Genomic DNA, 15,636 nt, shown 5'->3' with positions numbered 1-15,636 from the left:
GCACATGAAGGACCGGAAGACCGAACTCGCCGCGAATCTGGCGATGGTGGAGGAACGTATCTCCTCCGCCTGCGCCGCCGCCGGGCGCGCGCGGGACGAGGTGACCCTGATCGTGGTCACCAAGACCTACCCCGCGAGCGATGTCCGGCTGCTCCATGAACTCGGTGTACGGCACGTCGCCGAGAACCGTGACCAGGATGCCGCACCCAAGGCGGCCGCCTGTGCGGATTTGTCGCTGACCTGGCACTTTGTTGGTCAATTGCAGACGAACAAGGCCCGTTCCGTAGCCAGTTACGCCGAAGTCGTGCAGTCTGTCGACCGGCTCAAGCTCGTGTCCGCTCTCTCCGCCGCGGCGGTGCGCGCGGAGCGCGAGCTGACCTGCCTGATCCAGGTCGCCCTCGACGCGGAGTCCGGTGAACGCGGTGAGCGGGGCGGCACGGCACCCGACGGAATTGAGGAGTTGGCCACAGCGGTGGCCGGTTCACCAGGACTGCGGCTCGGCGGTCTGATGACCGTGGCGCCGCTCGCCGGACCGTACGCGGGACGGCAACAGGCGGCGTTCGAGCGGCTGCTGGAATTCTCATCCCGCCTACGCGCGGACCATCCGGCTGCGAACATGGTCTCAGCAGGGATGAGTGCGGACCTTGAGGACGCCGTGAAGGCCGGTGCGACACATGTACGCGTCGGTACGGCGGTACTCGGAGTCCGACCCAGCCTCGGGTAACGTCGCGAAGAAAGTCGGACCACGGCAGAAAATATGGTCATTTCGCCAAAAAGCGGACAGGCCTAGTGGATCGCGGGCACTTGGTGACGAGGCCGATCCACCACAGAGCGGAGGACTCAGAGCATGGCCGGCGCGATGCGCAAGATGGCGGTCTACCTCGGCCTCGTGGAGGACGATGGGTACGACGGCCGGGGCTTCGACCCCGACGACGATTTCGAACCCGAGCCGGAGCCCGAACGGGAGCACCGGCGCCACCAGCCCGTGCGCCAGCCGGAGCGGGAAGAGCCGGTACGGGTGCCCCAGCCACCCGCGCAGCGCGAGCGCGAGCCGGTGTCGCTAGCGGCAGAAAGCGGACGTCCCGCACGAATCGCCCCCGTGGCGTCCATCACACCTGAACGTCCGAGCCTGGAGAAGAACGCACCGGTGATCATGCCCAAGGTTGTGTCCGAGCGGGAGCCCTACCGCATCACCACGCTGCACCCGAGGACCTACAACGAGGCCCGTACTATCGGGGAACACTTCCGCGAGGGCACTCCAGTGATCATGAATCTGACCGAGATGGACGACACCGATGCGAAGCGACTTGTCGACTTTGCCGCGGGACTTGTCTTCGGTCTCCATGGCAGCATTGAGCGAGTGACCCAGAAGGTGTTCCTGCTGTCTCCTGCTAACGTCGATGTCACGGCGGAGGACAAGGCCCGCATCGCAGAGGGCGGGTTCTTCAACCAGAGCTAGGAAGCAGCACCGGGAACGACCCGGTCGCACGGCGGGAAACAACCCGGCGGGCGGCCGGACCAGAGTGAGCCAGGGGAGAGGGAAGCAGCGGGATGGGCGTCGCACTACAGGTGGTTTACATCGCGCTGATGTGCTTCCTCATCGTGCTTATTTTCCGGTTGGTCATGGACTACGTCTTCCAGTTCGCCCGCTCATGGCAGCCCGGCAAGGCGATGGTGGTCGTTCTGGAGGCCACCTACACTGTCACCGATCCACCGCTCAAGCTTCTGCGGCGGTTCATCCCGCCGTTGCGTCTCGGGGGCGTGGCACTCGACCTGTCCTTCTTCGTTCTGATGATCATCGTTTACATCCTGATCACGCTTGTGAGCAACCTGGCGAGGGGATTGTGAACGATACGGTCTTGCCGACTGCCGACGACTACGTAGAGGTGAAGTAGAGATGCCGTTGACCCCTGAGGACGTGCGGAACAAGCAGTTCACGACCGTCCGCCTCCGAGAAGGCTACGACGAGGACGAGGTCGATGCCTTTCTCGACGAGGTCGAGGCCGAACTGACCCGCCTGCTCCGCGAGAACGAGGACCTGCGCGCCAAGCTGGCCGCCGCCACGCGTGCCGCCGCGCAGAACCAACAGCAGCAGGGTATGCGGAAGCCACCCGAACAGCAGGAACGGCCTGGTGCCCCGGTACCCGCCGCCATATCCGGACCGCCGCAGCAGCAGCAGCCCCCGCAGATGGGTCCCCCCCAGCTGCCCGGTGGTGCTCCGCAGCTGCCCGCGGGTCCGAGCGCGCACGGTCACGGCCCCGGTCCGCAGGGTCATGACCCGCGGGGTCAGCACGGCCCCGGACCGATGGGCCAGGGCGGCCCCATGCAGCAGGGTGGCCCGATGCAGGGCGGTCCCATGCAGCAGGGCGGCCCCATGGGCCAGGGCGGTCCGATGCAGGGCGGTCCCATGCAGCAGGGCGGTCCCATGGGTGGACCGATGGGCGGCCCCATGGGCGGCCACGGCCCGGGGATGCCGCAGCCCGGTCAGGGCCCCGGCGGCGACAGCGCCGCGCGGGTCCTCTCGCTCGCCCAGCAGACCGCCGACCAGGCGATCGCCGAGGCGCGCTCCGAGGCCAACAAGATCGTCGGCGAGGCGCGCAGCCGTGCCGAGGGTCTGGAGCGGGACGCGCGTGCCAAGGCGGACGCGCTGGAGCGGGACGCGCAGGAGAAGCACCGCGTGGCGATGGGCTCCCTGGAGTCCGCGCGCGCGACGCTGGAGCGCAAGGTCGAGGACCTGCGCGGCTTCGAGCGCGAGTACCGTACGCGGCTGAAGTCCTACCTGGAGAGCCAGCTGCGTCAGCTGGAGACCCAGGCCGACGACTCGCTGGCCCCGCCGCGGACCCCGGCGACCGCGTCGCTGCCGCCGTCGCCGTCCATGGCTCCGGCCGGTGCGGGTGCGATGGGACACAGCATGGGCGGCAACCCGTCCATGGGCGGTTCCATGGGTGGATCCATGGGTGGCCACACGCCGTCGCCCGGTCCGTCGTACGGCGGTCAGCAGCAGATGTCGCCGGCGATGACCCAGCCGATGGCACCGGTGCGGCCGCAGGCGCCGCAGCCGATGCAGCAGGCGCCGTCGCCGATGCGGGGCTTCCTGATCGACGAGGACGACAACTGAGGGGCGGCTTGCGCGTGAGCAGCGCGTAGCCGTCGGCAGGCTGAGGGGCTGGGCCCGGGGTTTTCACCTCGGGCCCAGCCCCTTTTTGTGGGCGGATGCGAGTTTCGGGTGCGGGCTCTGGTGCGGTGGCGGGTGTGGGCCGCTGCGCGGGGCTGTCCCCTGGCCCGCCCCCACCCGAAACCGGGGCGAGCCCCGGACCCCGGTCTTCCACCGTTCCGGTGGGGTGCGGGCGGGGGTGGGCCCCGTGCCCCCGGGTGCCGGCTTCGCGGCGCCGGGTGTCCGGCGGCAGTGTTCCGGTGTGGCCTCGGGTGTGGGGGCTTTGCGGTGCCCGCCCGCCGGGCGGGCACCGTTCAGGGGTGAAGCGCCTTGAGGGCGCCGACTTCGGGGGCTGGGCTCCTGCGACCAGGGGCACACCGTTCAGGGGGCCGGCACCGCGGCGCCGGGCTCCTGTGGGCCGGGCCGGGGCGCGACCTCGTCGTGCGGGCCCCAGGCCGCGCCGTTCTGGCGCGGCCTGGGACCGGACCGGGGTGTCAGATCTTGCGGAGGCGGAACGTGAGCGACAGGCCCTCGTCCGTGAAGGGCGTGCCGTACGCGTCGTCCGCTTCGCCCGTGGCGAAGTCCGTCGCGAGGACCTCCTCCGAGATGAGCGGGGCGTGGGCCGTCAGGGCCTCCGTGGTGGAGGGGGACGACGCCGTCCAGCGGACCGCGATGCGGTCCGCCACGTCGAGGCCGCTGTTCTTGCGGGCCTCCTGGATGAGGCGGATCGCGTCACGGGCCAGGCCCGCCAGGCGCAGTTCCGGGGTGATCTCCAGGTCCAGGGCGACCGTCGCGCCGGAGTCCGAGGCGACCGACCAGCCCTCGCGCGGGGTCTCCGTGATGATCACCTCGTCGGGGGCGAGCGAGATGGCCTCGCCGTCCACGGTCACCGTGGCCGTACCGTCGCGCAGGGCGGCGGACAGGGCCGCCGCGTCCGCTTCCGCGACGGCCTTGGCCACCGCCTGGACGCCCTTGCCGAAGCGCTTGCCCAGCGCGCGGAAGTTCGCCTTGGCCGTGGTGTCGACCAGTGAGCCGCCCACCTCGGCGAGCGTCGCCAGCGAGGAGACGTTCAGCTCCTCGGTGATCTGGGCGCGCAGCTCGGGGGAGAGGCCCTCGAAGCCCGTCGCCGCGATGAGCGCGCGGGACAGCGGCTGGCGGGTCTTCACGCCCGACTCGGCGCGTGTCGCGCGGCCCAGCTCGACCAGCCTGCGTACCAGCGTCATATGGCGCGAGAGCGCCGGATCGATCGCCGTGAGGTCGGCCTGCGGCCAGCCGGCCAGATGGACCGACTCCTCCGCCTCGGGCGTCACCGGCACGATCATGTCCTGCCAGACCCGCTCGGTGATGAACGGGGTCAGCGGGGCCATCAGCCGCGTGACCGTGTCGACCACCTCGTGCAGCGTGCGCAGCGCCGCCTTGTCGCCCTGCCAGAAGCGGCGGCGCGAGCGGCGTACGTACCAGTTGGAGAGATCGTCGACGAAGGCCGAGAGCAGCTTGCCGGTGCGCTGGGTGTCGTACGCCTCCATCGCCTGCGTGGTCTGGTCGACCAGCGCGTGCAGCTCGCTCAGCAGCCAGCGGTCGAGCAGCGGGCGGTCGGCCGGCGCCGGATCGGCCTCGCTGGGCGCCCAGTTGGAGGTGCGCGCGTACAGGGCCTGGAAGGCGACGGTGTTCCAGTACGTGAGCAGCGTCTTGCGGACGACCTCCTGGATCGTGCCGTTGCCGACCCGGCGGGCCGCCCACGGGGAGCCGCCGGCGGCCATGAACCAGCGGACCGCGTCGGCGCCGTGCTGGTCCATCAACGGGATCGGCTGGAGGATATTGCCCAGGTGCTTGGACATCTTGCGGCCGTCCTCGGCGAGGATGTGGCCGAGACAGACCACGTTCTCGTACGACGACTTGTCGAAGACCAGCGTGCCGACGGCCATCAGCGTGTAGAACCAGCCGCGCGTCTGGTCGATCGCCTCCGAGATGAACTGCGCCGGGTAGCGCTTCTCGAAGAGGTCCTTGTTCTTGTACGGGTAGCCCCACTGCGCGAACGGCATCGAACCCGAGTCGTACCAGGCGTCGATGACCTCCGGGACCCGGACGGCCTCCAGTGAACAGCCCTCGGCGGGGCAGCCGAACGTGACCTCGTCGATGAACGGGCGGTGCGGGTCCAGCGCCGACTGGTCGGTGCCCGTCAGCTCGCTCAGCTCCGCGCGCGAGCCCACGCACGTCAGATGGTTGTCCTCGCAGCGCCAGATGGGCAGCGGGGTGCCCCAGTAGCGGTTACGGGACAGCGCCCAGTCGACGTTGTTGTTCAGCCAGTCCCCGTACCGGCCGTGCTTGACCGAGTCCGGGAACCAGTTGGTCTTCTCGTTCTCCTCCAGCAGCCGGTCCTTGATGGCCGTCGTACGGATGTACCAGGACGGCTGCGCGTAGTAGAGGAGCGCGGTGTGGCAGCGCCAGCAGTGCGGATAGCTGTGCTCGTAGGGCACATGGCGCAGCAGCAGGCCGCGCTCGCGCAGGTCCTCGGTGAGCGCTTCGTCCGCCTTCTTGAAGAAGACCCCGCCGACCAGCGGGACGTTCTCCTCGAACGTGCCGTCGGGACGGACCGGGTTCACGACCGGAAGGCCGTACGAGCGGCAGACCTTGAGGTCGTCCTCGCCGAACGCGGGGGACTGGTGGACCAGGCCCGTACCGTCCTCGGTCGTGACGTACTCGGCGTTGACGACGTAGTGCGCCTCGGTCCCGTCCGGGAAGTCGATCAGCGTGAAGGGGCGCTCGTACGTCCAGCGTTCCATCTCGCGGCCGGTGAACGTCTCGCCGATGGCCTCCCACCCCTCGCCCAGCGCCTTCTCCAGCAGCGGCCGGGCGACGACGAGCTTCTCCTCGCCGTTCGTGGCGACGACGTACGTCACGTCGGGGTGCGCGGCGACGGCGGTGTTCGACACCAGCGTCCAGGGGGTGGTCGTCCAGACCAGCAGCGCCGCCTCGCCCGCGAGCGGTCCCGAGGTGAGCGGGAAGCGGACGAAGACCGAGGGGTCGACGATCGTCTCGTACCCCTGCGCCAGCTCGTGGTCGGACAGGCCCGTCTGGTCGCGCGGACACCAGGGTGCGACGCGGTAGTCCTGGACCAGCAGGCCCTTGTTGAAGATCTCCTTCAGCGACCACCAGACGGACTCGACGTACTCCGGGTCCATCGTGCGGTACGCGTCGTCCAGATCGACCCAGTACCCCATGCGGGTCGTCAGCTCGGCGAAGGCGTCGGTGTGCCGGGTCACGGACTCGCGGCACCTGGCGTTGAACTCGGCGATGCCGTACGCCTCGATGTCCTTCTTGCCGGTGAAGCCCAGCTCCTTCTCGACGGCCAGCTCCACGGGCAGGCCGTGGCAGTCCCAGCCGGCCTTGCGGGCGACGTGGTAGCCGCGCATGGTGCGGAAGCGCGGGAAGACGTCCTTGAAGACACGGGCCTCGATGTGGTGCGCGCCCGGCATGCCGTTGGCGGTGGGCGGGCCCTCGTAGAAGACCCACTCGGGGCGGCCCTCGGACTGTTCGAGGCTCTTGTCGAAGACCTTGCTCTCGCGCCAGAAATCGAGCACGGCGTGTTCCAGCGCGGGCAGGTCGACCTGGGCGGGCACCTGGCGGTACTGGGGCGGGGTCACTGGTGTCATGGGGCGCTTCCTCCGGCGGAACTGCGGCATCTCCGTCGGAGGGACGAGAGCAGTGCTCCCGCGGTACCACCCTCCTTGGCCCCGGGCGTGCGCCGCCCGTGGCCCCCTCATTGGGGTCGCGCAGCCGGTTCTACTCGCTCCGGTCGGACCGGGGCTTTCTTCCGGCGGCTCCGGGGTGATGCTTCACGCCGCGCTCTGCCCCCGGGCTCTCACCGTCCCCGGGTCGCTCATGGCCGCGTACGACGCTACTCGTCCCCATCCACGCCTCTCGCTCGGCCCAGTGTACGGGGCTGGGTGAGGCGCGGCCGACCGGTTTTCGCCGGGAGCGCCGTACGGCCGAACGTATGACCCGAATGGTTATACCGGCCCTGGTGGGCTCGGTGGCGGCTCGGCGGCGGCCCGTCGGCGGATTACCGGGCGGCGAGCTGGGCACAACGGAGGCAGGCTGGTCTTGTCACCGACGTGGGGAGGGGTCGATCCGGCGGCGTGCCCCGTTGCCGCGGGGCTGGGGTCGATTTATCGTCCCAGCACGATTCGCGAGCAAGATCACCCTATGTGAAGGGGCCGCGGCCATGGTGGCGAAGAAGACCGCCGCGAAGAAGACGACCGCGGCGAAACCGGCGACCGAGAGCGCGGCCAGGACCACGGCGAAGGCCACGGCGAAGAAGACACAGGCCAAGAAAGCACAGACCAAGAAAGCACAGGCCAAGAAAGCACAGGCCAAGAAAGCACAGGCCAAGAAGGCACCGGCCAGGAAAGCACCGGCGAAGAAGTCCGCGGCGAAGAAGACGACCGAGAAGGCACCGGCGAAGAGGACGGCCGCGAAGAAGTCCGCGGCCGAGAAGGCGCCGCCCGGCCGGGCGGCCGCCGGTGAGACCGCGAAGAAGGCCGCGTCCGCGGCCGAGGGGGCGGCCCAGGCCGCGGAACAGACGGGAGCCAGCACGGTGGGAGCGAAGAAGACCGCGGGCGGCGGGGGTACGGCGGCCGGCCCGCGTGGATCGGGGGCCGCGGCGGTCCCCACCGCGCGCGCTACGGCCACACCTCCGGAGGAACTGGCCGTACGGCCGGGCGAGGATCCCTGGACGCCGGAGGAGGTCGCGGCGGCCCGCGCCGTGCTGGAGAGCGAGACGGCCAGACTGCGCGCCGAGATCACCTCGTCCGAGACCGCGCTGGCCGGGCTGATGCGGGACTCGGGCGACGGCGCCGGTGACGACGACGCGGACACCGGCACGAAGAACATCACGCGCGAGCACGAGATGTCGCTCGCCGCCAACGCCCGCGAGATGCTGGAGCAGACCGAGCGGGCGCTCCAGCGGCTCGACGCCGGTACGTACGGGCTCTGCGAGATCTGCGGAAAGCCGATCGGCAAGGCCAGGATGCAGGCGTTTCCGCGGGCCACACTCTGTGTGGAGGACAAGCAGAAGCAGGAACGTCGAGGCTGAACGCGTACGCGTGTGCCGTACGCTCGTCCTCAGTCAGGTACCTAGGGTTGAGGGACTCACGTGGCAGAGGCGGAGCGCATCAGTACGCCGGAGGTTGACGACGAGGCTGCGGCTGCCGCCGGACAGCCCAGAGGGAAGCGCAGGATCGCCGCCCTCTTCGCCGTCGCCGTGGTGGCTTATCTGCTGGACCTCAGCAGCAAGATGCTCGTGGTGGCCAAGCTGGAGCACCACGAGCCGATCGAGGTGATCGGTGATCTGCTGAAGTTCGAGGCGATCAGGAACCCGGGCGCCGCGTTCGGTATCGGCGAGGCGTTCACGGTGATCTTCACGTGTATCGCGGCGGCCGTGATCGTGGTGATCGCCCGGCTGGCCCGCAAGCTCTACAGCCTGCCCTGGGCGTTCGCGCTGGGGCTGCTGCTCGGAGGCGCGCTGGGCAATCTCACCGACCGGATCTTCCGTTCGCCCGGCGTCTTCCAGGGCGCCGTGGTCGACTTCATCGCGCCCGCGCACTTCGCGGTGTTCAATCTCGCCGACTCCGCGATCGTCTGCGGCGGCTTCCTCATCGTGCTGCTGTCGTTCCGGGGCCTCGACCCGGACGGGACCGTCCACAAGGACTGAGGACTGAGGACTGAGGACTGAGGGGCCGGGGGGCCGAGGACGTGCGGTCCGGCGCCCTGTGGCCACAAGGCATACTCGACGGGTGAGCTTTCCCGAGATCAGAACGCTGCCCGTGCCCGATGGCCTGGAGGGCGAGCGCGTCGACGCCGCCATCGCCCGTATGTTCGGGTTTTCCCGTACGAAGGCGGCCGAGCTGGCCGCCTCCGGGAAGGTCCAGGTCGACGGCGCCGTCGTCGGGAAGTCCGAGCGTGTGAACGGCGGGGCCTGGCTGGAGGTCGAGATGCCGCCGGCCGCCGTCCCGGTACAGATCGTGGCCGAGCCCGTCGAGGGCATGGAGATCGTGCACGACGACGACGACATCGTGGTGATCGTCAAGCCGGTCGGCGTCGCCGCGCATCCCAGCCCCGGCTGGAGCGGTACGACCGTCATCGGCGGCCTGGCCGCCGCCGGCTACCGCATCTCCACCTCGGGGGCGGCCGAGCGGCAGGGCATCGTGCACCGGCTGGACGTCGGGACCTCCGGGCTGATGGTGGTGGCCAAGTCGGAGCGCGCGTACACCCTGCTCAAGGCGCAGTTCAAGGAGCGGGTCGTCGACAAGCGCTACCACGCGCTGGTGCAGGGGCACCCGGACCCGATGAGCGGGACCATCGACGCGCCCATCGGCCGCCATCCGAACCACGACTACAAGTGGGCGGTCACCGCCGAGGGCAAGCCGTCGGTGACGCACTACGACCTGATCGAGGCGTTCCGGTCGGCCTCGCTGCTGGACATCAAGCTGGAGACGGGCCGTACGCACCAGATCCGGGTGCACATGTCCGCCCACCGCCATCCCTGTGTGGGCGATCTGACCTACGGCGCCGATCCGACGCTCGCCAAGCGGCTGGGGCTGACGCGGCAGTGGCTGCACGCCGTACGGCTGGGCTTCGAGCATCCGTCGGACGGGCGGTGGGTGGAGTACTCCAGCGGCTATCCCGACGATCTCCAGGGCGCGCTGGACAAGGTCAGGGCGGAGAGCAACGGATGACCGCACGCCAGGACGGCCCCGGCACCGGCACCGGCCCCGACTCCGGCTTCCTGGTGCGGATCGCGGCCGGACCGGCGGACACCGAGGCGTGCTTCGCGGTCCGCAAGGAGGTCTTCGTCGTCGAGCAGCGGGTCTCCGAGGACATCGAGTACGACGGCCGTGACGCGTGGGCGCTCCAGCTGCTCGCGATCCGCGCGGACGGGGTGCCGCTGGGCACCGCGCGGCTGCTGTACGGGCCCGAGGCCGCCGACAGGACCGGCGGGGACCCGTCCGTCGGTTCGCTGGGGCGGCTGGCGGTCGTCGCGGCGGCCCGTGGGCGCGGTATCGGCGTGGCGCTGGTGCGGGCCGTCGAGGACGCGGCCCGCGAGCGCGGGCTCACGGTGGTGGACCTGCACGCGCAGTCGCACGCGCTGGGCTTCTACGAGCGGCTGGGATACGCGGCGTACGGCCCCGAGTTCCAGGACGCGGGCATCGCGCACCGGTCGATGCGGCGGACGCTCCCGTAGCCCACCCGGCGACCTCCCGTGCCCCCCTCGGGAGGTTCGGACAGCGTGCGTGACAGGCTGGAGCCCCTGATCACCGACGTCTGCCGCAAGGCTTTCGATCACCGGAGGGCCTCCCGTGGACCAGTTGGCGCTGCTGCTCGTGCTGTTGCTCGGCGCGGTGGTCACGGTGCCGCTCGGGGAGCGGCTCGGGCTGCCCTCGCCGGTACTGATGACCCTGGTGGGGATCGTCCTGGCGCTGCTGCCGTTCGTACCGAACGTGCAGGTGCCGCCGGACTTCATCCTTCCGCTGCTGCTGCCGCCCCTGCTGTACGCCGCCGTGCAGCGCACCTCCTGGCGGCAGTTCACGGCGAATGTGCGCCCCATCCTGCTGCTCGCGGTCGCGCTGGTCTTCGTGACGACGGCGGCCGTCGCGGCGGTGGCCAACTCCATCGTGCCCGGACTGCCGATCGCCGCCGCGGTCGCGCTCGGCGCGCTGGTCGCCCCGCCCGATCCGGTGGCCGCGACCGCCGTCGCGGGCTCCCTCGGACTGCCCCGGCGGCTGGTCTCGATCCTGGAGGGCGAGGGGCTCTTCAACGACGTCACCGCGATCGTGCTCTACCACGTGGCGATCGCCGCGGTGGTCAGCGGAACGTTCTCCTGGCCGAGCGCGGCCGGCTCGCTCGTCCTGTCCGCGGTGGTCGCCGTGGCGGTGGGGCTCGCGCTCGGCTGGGTCTCCAACAAGGTGATGTCCCTGCTCGGTGACGCGACGTTGCAGATCGGGCTCTCGCTGCTGGTGCCGTTCGTCAGCTATGTGCTGGCGGAGGAGCTGCACGGCTCGGGTGTGCTCGCCGTGCTGACCACCGCGCTCTTCCTGGCCACGCACACGGCGGACGCCGACGACGTGATGGGGCGGCTGGCCGGCAACTCCTTCTGGCAGATCGTCGACACCCTGGTGACCGGCGTCGCCTTCGGTCTGATCGGGCTGGAGCTGCACAACGCCTTCGGCGCGGCGGGCGGCCGGACGTCCGAGATGCTCGGCTGGGGTGCCGCGGTCATCGGGGTCGTCGTGTTCGTACGGCTGCTGTGGCTGCTGCCCGCGACCTGGCTGGCCAAGCGGATGCACAAGCTCCGCGACTACGACGAGGAGATCCCGACCAGCTGGCGCGAGACCGTGGTCATGTGGTGGGCCGGGATGCGCGGGGTGGCCTCGGTCGCCCTGGCGCTGGCGATCCCGCTGAAGACCGACAGCGGCGAGCCCTTCCCCGGACGCGAGGAGATCATCTTCATCGCGTTCGCGGTCATCATGGCCACCCTGGTCATCCAGGGCCTCACCCTGCCCTGGCTGGTACGGAGGCTCGGCGTACGGGCGGACACGGACGCGGAACGGGAGCTGGAGCACTCGCTCGCCGTCCGCGCCGCCAAGGCGGCCAAGCGCCGCCTCAGGGAGATCGAGGAGGTCGAGGACCTGCCGGAGGAGATCAGCGAGCGGCTCCAGCGCGGCGCGGGCGACATCGGGGTGCGGATCAGCCCCGATCTGATCGATGACGAGCGGCGTGAGTGGGTCACCAAGCGGGTGGAGCGCATCAAGACCGTCCAGCGCATCCAGCGCGAGATGATGTCGGCGGCCCGCCACGAGGTGCTCTCGGCCCGCAACGAGCCGGGCTCGAACCCCGAGATCGTGGACCGCGTCCTGCGCCATCTGGACGTGCGCAGCATGCGCTGAGCGCCCGCGCGGCCTCAGCCGCGGCCCGTGCGGGGCCGCTCGGTGTCCTCGTGGCGCTCCTGCCGCTCGTGGTCCCCGTCGCGGCCGGGCGTCTCGTCCGTGGCGCGCTCGTCGCGCTCCGTCCGCTCGGCGGCAAGCGGGCTCCGGCCGCGCGGGAGGAGCCCGTGGGCGAGATCCGTCGAGATCCTCGGCAGCGCGTACGGATGGTGCTCCACCAGCCAGCCGATCAGCTGCTCCCGTACCGCGCAGCGCACCGTCCAGATGTCGTCCGCGTCCTTGGCGGTGACCACGGCGCGCACCTCCATCGTGGTGGTGGCGGTGTCGGTCACCGCCAGATTCCAGGCCCTGCCGTCCCAGGCCGGGCAGTCCCGCAGGATCTCGTGGAGCTTCTCGCGCATCGGCCCCATCGGCGCCGAGTGGTCCAGCTGGAAGAAGACGGTGCCGGTCATCTGGACGCCGCCGCGCGACCAGTTCTCGAAGGGCTTGCTGGTGAAGTACGACACGGGCATCGTGATGCGCCGCTCGTCCCAGGTCCGTACGGCGAGGAAGGTGAGCGTGACCTCCTCGACCACCCCCCACTCGCCGTCCACCACCACCGTGTCGCCGATCCGCACCATGTCCCCGAACGCGATCTGGAAGCCCGCGAAGAGATTGCCGAGCGTGGACTGCGCGGCGACACCGGCGACGATGCCGATGATGCCCGCGGAGGCCAGGATCGAGGTGCCGACGGCCCGCATGTCGGGGAAGGTGAGCAGGATCGCCGCCGCCGCGACCACCGCGACGACGGCCGTGACGATTCGCATGATCAGCGTCACCTGCGTACGGACCCGGCGCAGACGGGCCGCGTCCCGGGTCGAGGCCGCGTACCGGGCGTACGTGGACTCCACAGCCGCCGAGACGACCCCCACCACCAGCCAGGCACCGGCGCCGATGAGCACCAGCGTGAGCGCCCGGCCGATCCCCTCGTGGTGGTTCTCGATGATCCGCCACCGGGTCTCCCGGAACGAACCGCGCAGCAGGGCCGCGAGCAGGACCACCTGGAGCGGCACCCGGCAGCGCCGGAGCAGCCCCCACAGCGGGGTCTCCGGGTGCCGGACGTCCGCGCGGCGCAGCACCAGGTCGACGACCCAGCCGAGCGCGAGCGTCAGCAGCACCGAGCCGCCGAGCACGAGTAGTGGGCGCAGTACGTTCTCCATGGCTCCCTCGTCGGGTTCCGATATACGGGCTGGCAGGATGGCCGGATGGACATCATGCTCTTCCATTCCGTCCACGGTCCGCGCCCGGCCGTGCACACCGCGGCGGACCGGCTGCGTGCCGCCGGACACCAGGTGCGCGTGCCCGACCTCTTCGAGGGCCAAACCGCGACCTCCGTGGAGGAGGGTATGGCCTTGAAGGACAAGATCGGCAAGGACGAACTGCTGCGCCGCGCGGTGCTGGCCGCCGCGCCGTACTCGGAACGCGGTCTGGTGTACGCGGGTTTCTCGCTCGGCGGCTCGATCGCGCAGAATCTGGCGCTGGGCGACAGCAGGGCACGCGGGCTGCTGCTGTTGCACGGTACGTCCGACATCGCGGAGAACGCGTCCGTGGACGATCTGCCCGTACAACTGCATGTCGCGGACCCGGACCCGTTCGAGACGCACGACTGGCTGACCGCCTGGTACCTGAAGATGCGGCAGGCCGGGGCCGATGTGGAGATCTACCGCTACCCGGGGGCAGGGCATCTCTACACCGATCCCGGTCTGCCGGACTACGACGAGGCGGCCGCGGAGGCGACCTGGCGGACCGGGCTCGCCTTCATCGACTCGCTCTGAGGTGGTGCCGGGCCGTCCAGCGGGTCAGCGGACGGGCTGCCCGGCCCGTTCCACCCGCTGTGAGCCCGACGCGGTGCGGTACGAGCGGGCCCAGGAGGCGGTCGCGGCGGGGTCGGTCCGGTCGGAGACCGTGTAGTAGTCCATCTGCGTCCGCTCGGCCGTGACATCGAGCACGCCGTAGCCGTGATGGTCCATGTCCACCCATTTCACATGGCGGTTGGCGGCCCTGACCGCGGCGGACGCGACCACCGAGAGCGTCCCGGCCGGTACGTGCAGAAGGTCGTCCAGGTTGTCGGAGGTGACCGAGGTGACCACGAACTCCGTGGCGGCGGAGCGGGAGAGCGGATACGTGGCCGCCGTGACCGGCACCTCGTTGGCCCAGGCCATATGGATGTCACCGGTCAGGAACACCGTGTTCCGGATCCCGCGCCCGGTCAGATGCGCGAGCAGTTCCCTGCGGTCGTCCGTGTAGCCGTCCCACTGGTCGACGTTGACGGCGAGGCCCTCCTTGGGCAGACCGAGCAACTCGGCTATCGGACCCAGCAGATGGGCGGGCAGCGAGCCGAAGGCGACCGGCGAGATCATCACCGACGTACCGACCAGCTTCCAGGCGGCGTCCGATCCCGCCAGGCCCGCCTTCAGCCAGTCGAGCTGGGCGCGGCCGGTGATCGTACGGTCCGGATCGTCCACCGCGCCGTCGCCGATCGTCGTCTGCTGGGAGCGGAAGGACCGCAGATCCAGCAGATGGAGGTCGGCGAGCGCGCCGAAACGCAGTCTGCGGTAGACGGTGCCCTCGGTGGAGGCGCGGACGGGCATCCACTCGAAGTACGCCTGCCTGGCGGCCGCCGCCCGGTCGGCCCAGGTGCCCTCGGTACCGGGCGTGTGGTTCTCCGCGCCGCCCGACCAGGCGTCGTTGGCGAACTCGTGGTCGTCCCAGATGGCGATCACGGGATGGCCGGCGTGCAGCGCCCGCAGATCGTCGTCGGTCTTGTAACGGCCGTGGCGCGCGCGGTAGTCGGCGAGGCTGATGATCTCGTGCGTCGGTTCGTGCTGCCGTACGACACCGTCCGTCCCCGGGAAGCCGCCGGTCGCGTACTCGTAGAGGTAGTCGCCGAGATGGAGGACGGCGTCGAGGTCGGCGCGGGCGGCCAGATGCCGGTACGCGGAGAAGTAGCCGGCCTCCCAGTTGGCGCAGGAGACCACGCCGAAACGCACCCCGGGGGTGGCGGCGCCGGGCGCGGGCGCCGTGCGCGTACGGCCGACGGGGGAGACCGTGCCGCCCGCGGTGAACCGGAAGTAGTGGACGGCCGCCTGGCCCAGCCCCCTGACATCGACCTTGACCGTATGGTCCGACGCTGCCCGCGCGGTGGTGGTCCCCCGCGCGACGACGGACGCGAACCGCTGGTCCTCGGCGACCTCCCAGAACACCTCGGTGTCCGCTCCCTTGCCCGAGCCGGGTACGGCGTCGGGGGAGGGCGTGACCCGGGTCCACAACAGGACGCCGTCGGGGAGCGGATCGCCGGAGGCGACACCGTGGAGGAAGGCGGGTGCCCCGGCGGCGGAGGCGGTGGCGGAGCCGCCGAGAACGACCGGGGCGGCGAGAGCGGTGGCGGCGGCGGTGGCGGCAGCGGCTTTGACGACCGTGCGGCGACGCGGCGAAGGAGCCGGGAGACTGGTCACGGACGATCAGATTACTGACCGGTATGGCGACGGGGCAGGCGAACCG

General features: G+C 70.6%; 13 protein-coding genes. 10 read left to right on the top strand and 3 right to left on the bottom strand.

Going from position 1 to position 15,636, the window contains the following annotated elements:
• Positions 1-4: 4 nt before the first annotated feature.
• From CU044_RS02915 to CU044_RS02900, 4 genes are all read left to right on the top strand, one after another.
• Positions 5-724, top strand: a complete 720-nt coding sequence (locus CU044_RS02915) for a YggS family pyridoxal phosphate-dependent enzyme (protein WP_129766846.1) — start codon at positions 5-7, stop codon at positions 722-724.
• A gap of 123 nt (positions 725-847) precedes the next feature.
• A complete protein-coding gene (locus tag CU044_RS02910; protein WP_129766845.1) occupies positions 848-1,459 on the top strand; it encodes a cell division protein SepF in 612 nt (203 codons plus the stop codon).
• A gap of 92 nt (positions 1,460-1,551) precedes the next feature.
• A complete protein-coding gene (locus CU044_RS02905; RefSeq protein WP_129766844.1) occupies positions 1,552-1,848 on the top strand; it encodes a YggT family protein in 297 nt (98 codons plus the stop codon).
• 49 nt (positions 1,849-1,897) lie between these two features.
• Complete coding sequence (locus CU044_RS02900) at positions 1,898-3,118, top strand: DivIVA domain-containing protein (RefSeq protein WP_129766843.1); 1,221 nt, start codon at positions 1,898-1,900, stop codon at positions 3,116-3,118.
• A 530-nt stretch (positions 3,119-3,648) separates the two neighbouring features.
• On the opposite strand, the gene ileS is transcribed toward CU044_RS02900, so the two are convergent.
• Positions 3,649-6,798: an isoleucine--tRNA ligase gene (gene ileS, locus CU044_RS02895; protein ID WP_129766868.1), complete on the bottom strand. Its 3,150-nt coding sequence runs from the start codon at positions 6,796-6,798 to the stop codon at positions 3,649-3,651.
• Positions 6,799-7,379: 581 nt separating this feature from the next.
• On the opposite strand from ileS, the gene CU044_RS02885 reads away from it, so the two are divergent.
• The 5 genes from CU044_RS02885 to CU044_RS02865 all read left to right on the top strand — a co-directional run bounded on the left by CU044_RS02885 (position 7,380) and on the right by CU044_RS02865 (position 12,099).
• The gene (locus CU044_RS02885; RefSeq protein WP_129766842.1) at positions 7,380-8,249 is read left to right on the top strand and encodes a TraR/DksA C4-type zinc finger protein; all 870 of its coding nucleotides are present in this window, start codon (positions 7,380-7,382) and stop codon (positions 8,247-8,249) included.
• Positions 8,250-8,309: 60 nt separating this feature from the next.
• Positions 8,310-8,867 carry a signal peptidase II gene (gene lspA / locus CU044_RS02880; protein WP_129766841.1) on the top strand — a complete coding sequence of 186 codons (558 nt, stop codon included), beginning with the start codon at positions 8,310-8,312 and terminating at the stop codon, positions 8,865-8,867.
• Between the two features lie 82 nt (positions 8,868-8,949).
• Positions 8,950-9,891: an RluA family pseudouridine synthase gene (locus CU044_RS02875; protein ID WP_129766840.1), complete on the top strand. Its 942-nt coding sequence runs from the start codon at positions 8,950-8,952 to the stop codon at positions 9,889-9,891.
• On the top strand, positions 9,888-10,397 hold the full coding sequence (locus tag CU044_RS02870; RefSeq protein WP_129766839.1) for a GNAT family N-acetyltransferase: 510 nt from the start codon (positions 9,888-9,890) through the stop codon (positions 10,395-10,397). The genes CU044_RS02875 and CU044_RS02870 overlap by 4 nt, the downstream gene beginning before the upstream one ends.
• Before the next feature lie 115 nt (positions 10,398-10,512).
• Positions 10,513-12,099: a Na+/H+ antiporter gene (locus CU044_RS02865; protein WP_129766838.1), complete on the top strand. Its 1,587-nt coding sequence runs from the start codon at positions 10,513-10,515 to the stop codon at positions 12,097-12,099.
• 14 nt (positions 12,100-12,113) lie between these two features.
• Here CU044_RS02865 and CU044_RS02860 read toward each other — a convergent pair whose 3' ends face one another.
• The gene (locus tag CU044_RS02860; RefSeq protein WP_129766837.1) at positions 12,114-13,295 is read right to left on the bottom strand and encodes a mechanosensitive ion channel domain-containing protein; all 1,182 of its coding nucleotides are present in this window, start codon (positions 13,293-13,295) and stop codon (positions 12,114-12,116) included.
• A 45-nt stretch (positions 13,296-13,340) separates the two neighbouring features.
• On the opposite strand from CU044_RS02860, the gene CU044_RS02855 reads away from it, so the two are divergent.
• Positions 13,341-13,910 carry a dienelactone hydrolase family protein gene (locus CU044_RS02855; RefSeq protein WP_129766836.1) on the top strand — a complete coding sequence of 190 codons (570 nt, stop codon included), beginning with the start codon at positions 13,341-13,343 and terminating at the stop codon, positions 13,908-13,910.
• A 24-nt stretch (positions 13,911-13,934) separates the two neighbouring features.
• Here the strand turns inward: CU044_RS02855 and CU044_RS02850 are convergent, their stop codons facing one another.
• On the bottom strand, positions 13,935-15,590 hold the full coding sequence (locus CU044_RS02850; protein WP_129766835.1) for an alkaline phosphatase D family protein: 1,656 nt from the start codon (positions 15,588-15,590) through the stop codon (positions 13,935-13,937).
• Positions 15,591-15,636: the final 46 nt, after the last annotated feature.

This window comes from Streptomyces sp. L-9-10 (assembly GCF_004151105.1).
GTDB lineage: Bacteria > Actinomycetota > Actinomycetes > Streptomycetales > Streptomycetaceae > Streptomyces.
This window is presented reverse-complemented; position numbering and strand designations above follow the sequence as displayed.

Bases quoted from the DNA above. Each gene is read 5' to 3' on its own strand.
- CU044_RS02915 (WP_129766846.1), top strand. From the start codon at position 5: ATGAAGGACCGGAAGACCGAACTCGCCGCGAATCTGGCGATGGTGGAG.
- CU044_RS02910 (WP_129766845.1), top strand. From the start codon at position 848: ATGGCCGGCGCGATGCGCAAGATGGCGGTCTACCTCGGCCTCGTGGAG.
- CU044_RS02905 (WP_129766844.1), top strand. From the start codon at position 1,552: ATGGGCGTCGCACTACAGGTGGTTTACATCGCGCTGATGTGCTTCCTC.
- CU044_RS02900 (WP_129766843.1), top strand. From the start codon at position 1,898: ATGCCGTTGACCCCTGAGGACGTGCGGAACAAGCAGTTCACGACCGTC.
- CU044_RS02885 (WP_129766842.1), top strand. From the start codon at position 7,380: ATGGTGGCGAAGAAGACCGCCGCGAAGAAGACGACCGCGGCGAAACCG.
- CU044_RS02870 (WP_129766839.1), top strand. From the start codon at position 9,888: ATGACCGCACGCCAGGACGGCCCCGGCACCGGCACCGGCCCCGACTCC.
- CU044_RS02860 (WP_129766837.1), bottom strand. From the start codon at position 13,295: ATGGAGAACGTACTGCGCCCACTACTCGTGCTCGGCGGCTCGGTGCTG.
- CU044_RS02855 (WP_129766836.1), top strand. From the start codon at position 13,341: ATGGACATCATGCTCTTCCATTCCGTCCACGGTCCGCGCCCGGCCGTG.